At 70.2% G+C, this 6,485-nt stretch carries 5 protein-coding genes; all 5 read right to left on the bottom strand.

Going from position 1 to position 6,485, the window contains the following annotated elements:
- Positions 1–683 precede the first annotated feature (683 nt).
- Positions 684–2,009 (bottom strand): hypothetical protein, encoded by a 1,326-nt coding sequence (locus tag ACIP60_RS37465; protein ID WP_400693871.1) that lies wholly within the window; start codon positions 2,007–2,009, stop codon positions 684–686.
- A 374-nt stretch (positions 2,010–2,383) separates the two neighbouring features.
- Positions 2,384–2,572: a hypothetical protein gene (locus ACIP60_RS37460; protein ID WP_400693868.1), complete on the bottom strand. Its 189-nt coding sequence runs from the start codon at positions 2,570–2,572 to the stop codon at positions 2,384–2,386.
- Positions 2,573–2,589: 17 nt separating this feature from the next.
- Positions 2,590–2,949 carry a hypothetical protein gene (locus ACIP60_RS37455; RefSeq protein ID WP_400693865.1) on the bottom strand — a complete coding sequence of 120 codons (360 nt, stop codon included), beginning with the start codon at positions 2,947–2,949 and terminating at the stop codon, positions 2,590–2,592.
- 89 nt (positions 2,950–3,038) lie between these two features.
- The gene (locus ACIP60_RS37450; protein WP_400693862.1) at positions 3,039–3,659 is read right to left on the bottom strand and encodes a hypothetical protein; all 621 of its coding nucleotides are present in this window, start codon (positions 3,657–3,659) and stop codon (positions 3,039–3,041) included.
- 2 nt (positions 3,660–3,661) lie between these two features.
- On the bottom strand, positions 3,662–6,439 hold the full coding sequence (locus ACIP60_RS37445; protein WP_400693859.1) for a DnaB-like helicase C-terminal domain-containing protein: 2,778 nt from the start codon (positions 6,437–6,439) through the stop codon (positions 3,662–3,664).
- Positions 6,440–6,485 lie beyond the last annotated feature (46 nt).

Raw genomic sequence — 6,485 nt, 5'->3', positions numbered from 1 at the left:
GCGCGCCGTCTCCTCCGGAGACATGACGCGCCGTCACTACCGTGACGGAATGCTGCGGCGTCGCTCCGCGACGCAAGCTGGCTGGCTGGGGCGGCGTGAAGTCGGACGGCTCGACGCAGTGGGTGGTGGCGGTCACCGCCGGCCCGATTCTGATCTCTGTAATGCGAACCAGGTTCCTCGGGCGGATGGTTCGCTCAGGGCTGGCTCTGACCTGCCAGTTTCATGGGGACCGGCTTGGGCCGGGCGTTTCGTGGCTGCTGTGCGGCCTCATTCTAGCGTTCTCAGCGCCCTCCGGGCTCGTTCCGCCTCCGGCGGAACGAGCGATCTGTGAGGGGCAGCCAGGTGATGCCGTTTCCTCTGCTGCAGAGGTTTTCGTGACCCTTAGTTAGGATCAAGTCAGGTCTAAACCTTTCTCATTGGTTTAGACCATGCTACTTGGCAACTAGAGAATGAGAGTTGGTCGGCCGATATTATGTAACGGGATGTCGACGGCTTGCGGATACGCATGTGTAATGCCAATGAGGCAAGGTTTCGGCGATACAGAACTGATCGACCGGGTGGGTTCTGTATCGCACACGGCTGCCCGGCCGTGATGAACTCGTGGGCAGTTGCTTGGCGTTGAGGGCTGACGCGAGCCCAGCCAGTGGGTGCGCCTGGCCCAGGTTCCCGGCCGGGTTCGGGCGTCAGGTGTTGGGGGTCGTGTGGTGGGGCTCCGCCGGCGGGATGGTGAGATTGTGGTGGGTGAAGAGGGTGGTGAAGAACTGCTCGAGGAGGGGGCCAGCGTGGTGTCGGTTGCTGAGTTCGGTGGAGCTGAATCGGTAGACCTCGTAGCCGCGGAGCTTGAGGTCGCGGTCGCCGCGGACAGTGTCCTCGTACACCTTGGCGGTCGCGTAGTGGTGGCGGCCGTCGACTTCCAGGACGGCGCGGTGGCCGCCCGGTAGGAGCAATAGGAAGTCCATACGGTGGTTCAGCAGGGCTTCGACGCCGCGTTGTTGGACGGTCTTGTGGTCCCAGTGCAGCCAGACCTCTGGGAGCAGGGCGGGTAGGGTCCAGGCGCGGGCGCCGTAGATGCGGTGATAGAGCCGGTAGAGGTCGCGCTGGGGAGAGACGTCCTCGCTGGGCATGGAGGCCAGCAGGCGGTTGTAGAGGTCCTTCTTGGCCTGCTCGGTGTCGTCGGTGCCGGTTCTCTCCTGCCACCACTGCTGCAGGTCGCACCAGCGGATGCCGTCCGGGCCGATGGGCCGGTCGTAGACGAGGACCTGGTCTATCCCCTGCAGGACTTCGAGATCGTTGTCGACGACGCTCAGGAAGCGGATGTCGGACTTGGCAGTGGTGGCGAAGATCAGGGTCTTCGGCCGGCGGGAGGCGCCGGGGCCGGTGCGCAGGAGCTGGAAGTGTAGGTAGCCGTCGCGCCAGCCGGTCTGCTCGAGGCGGATTGCGGTCGGTGCCAGCGCCGTGTTGAGCGTCTCGACGAGGCGGACTTGGGCGCCAGCGTCCGGGAGGGTTGCCGGGTCGACCAGGGTTTCGAGGAAGCGGGTGAACCTGGCGGAGCCGGCCTCGAAGACCCCGAGCTGCTCGAACAGCTCCTCCGCCGACCAGTCCTCTCGGTTGCGGAACACGTGCTGGTGGATCCGGGCCCGCAGGCTCGTCGTCGACGATCCCGTCCACAGCGCCATCGAGTCGTCGTCCAGGTGCCAGAACCGTTCCAGTGCGCGCTCGAACCTGTCCTCGCGGTAGAGCAGCTCGTCGAGGTTTATCGCGGCGGCCAGCTCGCGCCGCACCCGGCCCGGGATCTCGATGACCGTTCCGGCGTCCCAGACGGCGTCCTCGAGGGCGAACCGCTCCTTCCCGCGGACGGACACCTGCGGGGAGTCAAGGAGGCGCTGCGCGGCCTGGAGGAGGCCGCCGTCGTCCGGGAGTGCCTTGAGGCAGGCTTCCAGGCGCAGGCTCTTCGAGCCTGTGTATGCCGCGGGTATCGGTAGCCTGAGCTCGGGCCCCAGCTCGGTCAACTCCCGGTGGGTACAGGAATGGAGCCCCTGCACGACAGTGCTGACCGCTTCTCGCAGCTTCTTCGGATCCACCGCCACGGGCCGAGTGTGGCAGACCGCTCGGACAGCTGTCCCAGAAGCGGCGCAGCCGCCGTCCCGGCAGGCTCCGGGGTGCTGCACCGGAGCGCCGTTGCGCCGGCCTGGGCAGGTCGGCGCAGCGGGGGTACGCGGAGGGCGGCGTTCTGGCCTTCCCGGAAAGGGGCGGTGCAGCGGGGTGCGGGGCGCAGCGGCAGGGTGGGACGATGTGGGGCGTTGGCGGGGATGGGCCCGTCTGTCCGGCTGGGACGTGTGGTGCTTGGTGGGGAAGATCGTCAAGCCGCTTGTGGCCGCAGCACCTAAATGATCTTGAGTGCTTCGTCCCACACGTTGCCTCCGTCCGCCCAGGTCCACAGCCATTGGCGCAGTGACGGTGCGGCGTAGCACAGGCCGTCGTGGGGGTTTTCGCCCCAGTCGGGTTCCCAGCCGTCGGCGTCCCAGAGCAGGACGGGGTTGTCGATCGCGATCAACGAGACGTGCCACTGCATGCTGCAGCCGCCGCCTGTCAGGAAGAGCCATGACGCCGGCCGCCCATACTTTGGCCCTCGCGTGTGAGGGAGGTTGCGCAGGGCCAGTCCGGTCTGTGCCGGTACGGGACGCGGCGCGGTGTCAGCGAGGCGAGGCCTCCTTCCGGGCCGAATACCCCGTCGCCGATCTCGGTGTAGATGCGTCGGATCAGTGGCGGCAGCTCGTAGCCGAGTTGCCGCTCCATTTGCTCGACCTTGGCGTTCGTGAGCGGGGGAAACGGCTGGTCCGGGAGACAGCCGTGGGGATCGCCTGTGGTTCCGGTGCCCCACGCGAGGTCGTGCAGCCGTTCCAGGAGTGCGTCGTCGTCTGCAGCGGTGCGGCGGAGGGTACCGGTCACGGGGCGGAACTGTAGTGGGGTGGCTACCTGGGGCTCCGTAGTGCGGGTGGCCGTTCGGGGACTGCCATCAGTGCTTGAGGTGGTGGTGTTCAGGCGCCGAGGCCGATGTGGGAGACGTAGGTATAGGCGCCCCAGTCGGAGTCGAGGTCGGCGATGACGTCGTCCCAGATCTCCTCCAGCTTCGCCTCGTCGCCGTCGACCATGGCGTCGACGGCCTCGTCCCAGACGTAGCGGACCTGGATGGTGCGCAGGCGGAGGTTGTCGCGGCGGCGGGGCTGGTCGACGAGGTCCTGGTTGACGGGATGGATCTCGACTCGGGTGCCGCGGCCGGCGTTGTTGAGGTGCTGCTTGAAGCCGCCGGGGTTGGTAAGGACGTTGTGGGCGCGCAGGTTCCAGTAGGCGGTGTCGATGGCTTCGAGATTGTGAGGGCGGGGGCGCTGGGTGCCGTGGGTCCAGGCGCGGATGGCGCGGGGGGTGGCGGTGATGCCGGCGTCGCTGAGGGCCTGGGTGCCGCCGGTGGTAGTGGTGAGATAGCGCATCCGGGCGAGCAGGCCACGGCGGGTGGTGGGCGGGGATTTGATGCCGCCTTCGATGATCATGCGCTCGAGGGCGTCTTCGAGGGCGCGGCCGAGGGCGATCTTGCCGTGGACGTTGCCGGGGTCCAGATGGGCGCCGTACTTGCCGAAGTTCTTCCATCCGTCGGTCGACACGTTCAGGCGGCCTTTCGGGTGCGCGGGAGGATGTACTGGTCCTTGAGCTTCATCTGGGTGGTGAGGCGGCCCTCGGTGAACACGGTGCGCCAGTCGGTGCTGTCGCTGGTGGTGTGGAGTTCGTCGGTGCCGCGCAGGGCGACGATGGTCAGGCCGTGGGTGTGGGCGCGGTGGGCCTTGTACCAAAGGTTGGCGAAGGCCTGGGAGCGGATGATGTGCATCCAGTCCGGTCGGCGCAGGTCGCGGTTGTGGGTGGATTCGCCGATGGTGGAGACGAACTTGGCGTAGATCGCCTTCACGTAGGCCTCGGTGACGGTGTCGGCGGTGGTGATGGCGTTCTCGCGGGCGATGGTCAGGACACGGCGGAACTTCTCCAGCAGGCTTTCGCTGGCGCCGGAGGTCCAGGCCTCGGTGATGTGCGGGGCCTCGCTCAGGCCGAGCTTGTGGCAGCGGATCAGCAGGCGGACGGTGGCGTCGTCGAGGAGGACGGGGCCGGTTTCGCGGCGGTTTCCGATCGGGTCGGGCAGGTGGGGGTACTGCCAGGTGGGGCGCTTGGGCAGGAGGTAGATGCCGGAGCGCTTCGGGTCGAAGCCGCCGTCGGGCTGGTGCTGGAGGGCGCCGATCGGCAGGTGGGTCTTCAGGGCGGTGCAGTAGGCGGCGTTGGTGTCCAGGACATCGACCGCCACCGGGAGCAATCGGCCCTTGCGCAGGTCGTCGAGCAGGACGACGTTCTCCCACTTGTGGCGGCCCTCCCAGATGTCGTCGGCGCCGTTGCGGGACTTCTTGCGCAGGAAGTCCAGGGTCTCGGGGTAGACGGTGTGTTCGTAGGTGGCGCCGACGCGGGTCGCGTCGAAGAGTTCCATCCCGTTCGGGATGGCCTTGTTCTCCAGCGCGGCGATCGCGGCCTCGGTGTCGCGGCCGTGCTCCTGCAGGGCCTGGTCGACCGCCGAGCTGATCATGTCGAGGTAGTAGCTGTAGTCCCGGTCCGAGTAGCCGGTGCCGCGGGCGGCGGCCGCCCGGGCGCTGCCGGACCGGGCGGGGCACAGCGGCTGGTTGCCGGTCTCGAAGGTGGCAGGAACATCCGCGGCAGGGCTCTGCACGGCGGGCACGTGGGACGGGCCGTGGGGGCCCTCGGCGGCCAGGGTGGTGCCGGGAAGCGGCGTAGCGGGCTCTGGGAGGCCTTCGGTGGTCGTGTCGGGTGTCTGGGGCACCTTCGGTGCCTGAGCGGGTCCGGTTGCGGGCACAGCGGGGGCCGCGCTGGTCGGGGCGGGTTCGGAGGCCGGGCCGACGGAGGGAGCGGGCGCGGGAGCGAGCGGCGCAGTGGGGGCCGCGGCGGGGGTTGCCGCAGGGTCGGGGGTGGGGTCGGTGAGGCGGGCGTGGGCCGGGTTGGCGGCCAGGGTGAGGGTGGTCAGGGGGCCGAGGTCGCGTTCGGCGATGGCGAGACGGATGTAGCCGCCAGTACCGGTGGTGTCGGGGGTGAGGGTGAAGGTGACGTCGGCGGCGAGGGAGGAGATCAGGTCGGGGTTGTCGGTGTCGAGGGCGGCGAGCACCGGGAGGTGGTGGGTGCGGGCAAGGTGGGCCAGGGCCTGGCCGGCGTCGGCGAGAGCGGACGCGCCGGACAGGGGCAGGCGGGGGTCGGGGGCGGTCTGGAGGCGGTCGACCACGACGAGGGCCAGGCCGGGAATGTCGGCGGCGGTGGTGGTGATTGCCTCCGCGTCCAGGCCGGTGCCGTCGTCGATCAGTAGCGGCGCCGCGGCGAGGAGCTCGGCGGTGCGGGCGACGGCCTGGCGGTCGGCGTCGTCGAGGGTTCCGGCGCGTAGGCGGCGGTAGTCGGTCGGGGTGTGGGAAGCGATCACGCGGGCGGCGATGTCGGCCCGGGTTAGCCCGGAGGCCGCGTACAGGACGGTGCGGTGCTGGGTGAGTGCGGTGGCGCGGGCGGCGCTGATCGCCAGCAGGCTCGCCCCGGTGCCTGGGGCGCCGGCGACGAGGTAGAACCGGCCGGGCTGCAGACCGCCCAGGGCGGTGTCGAGGGTGGTGATGCCGGTGGGCAGACCCGTTGGCGGGGCGGGTTCGCCGTCCCCGGCCGCGGCGGTGCCGGTGGCGGGGAGCAAGGTGTCCAGAGCCTCCCCGAGCGGGGCGAGCCGGCGCCGTGGGGCCGGCGGCACCGCGGCGGCAGCGGGCTCGGGTGCGGGCGCAGTGGCAGTGGCTGACGGCCCGGCAGTCGGAACGGTCGGAGCGAGCGCGGCAGGCCCGACTGCCGGAGCAAGGGGGGCCTCGACAGAGTCGGTGGGGAGGTGAGACGCGGCGGCCGGAGTCTGCGTGGCCACAGCCGCCGGGTTCGCCAGTGCGGTGGGGGTCTTGGTGGTGGTGCTCGGCGGGGCGGGTGTGGCAGCGGCGGGGACTGCTGGCGGCGGGGACGCGGTGGCCGGGAACAGGGCGGTGGCGCAGGCCAGGACGGCTACCGGCCGCTTGTGGCGCAGCAGCACCTGTGGGGTACCGGCGGCGGCGTGGGCGACCAGGTCGCCTAGGACGGGGCGGGCCTCGGCGATGCCGAAGGCAGGCGAGTCGGCGGTGGGCAGGCCTGCCGTGGTGGCCAGGTGAGCGGAGACGAGCAAAGCCCGCTCCCCCTCGCCGCGGGTGAGCTCGGTGATGGTGCCCTGCTCGGCGTCCCGGATGAGCTGGGTCAGCAGCGGCCTTGCCTTGTGCACGCCCAGCGACACGGCGGGCGCACCCTGGCCGGGGGCGGCGAGGTCGGGCGGCGGGGCGGATGCGGCGGGCACCAGGGCCTCCAGGGGACAGGAGCACGGCAGCGGGCAGGAACAGCAA

It is taken from the genome of Kitasatospora sp. NPDC088783 (genome assembly GCF_044750705.1).
Classification (GTDB): Bacteria; Actinomycetota; Actinomycetes; order Streptomycetales; family Streptomycetaceae; genus Kitasatospora; species Kitasatospora fiedleri.
The sequence above is the reverse complement of the archived record's forward strand: the minus strand, read 5'-3'. Positions and strand labels throughout refer to the sequence as shown.

Coding starts and splice junctions, on each gene's coding strand:
- ACIP60_RS37460 (WP_400693868.1), bottom strand. CDS start 2,572: ATGCAGTGGCACGTCTCGTTGATCGCGATCGACAACCCCGTCCTGCTC.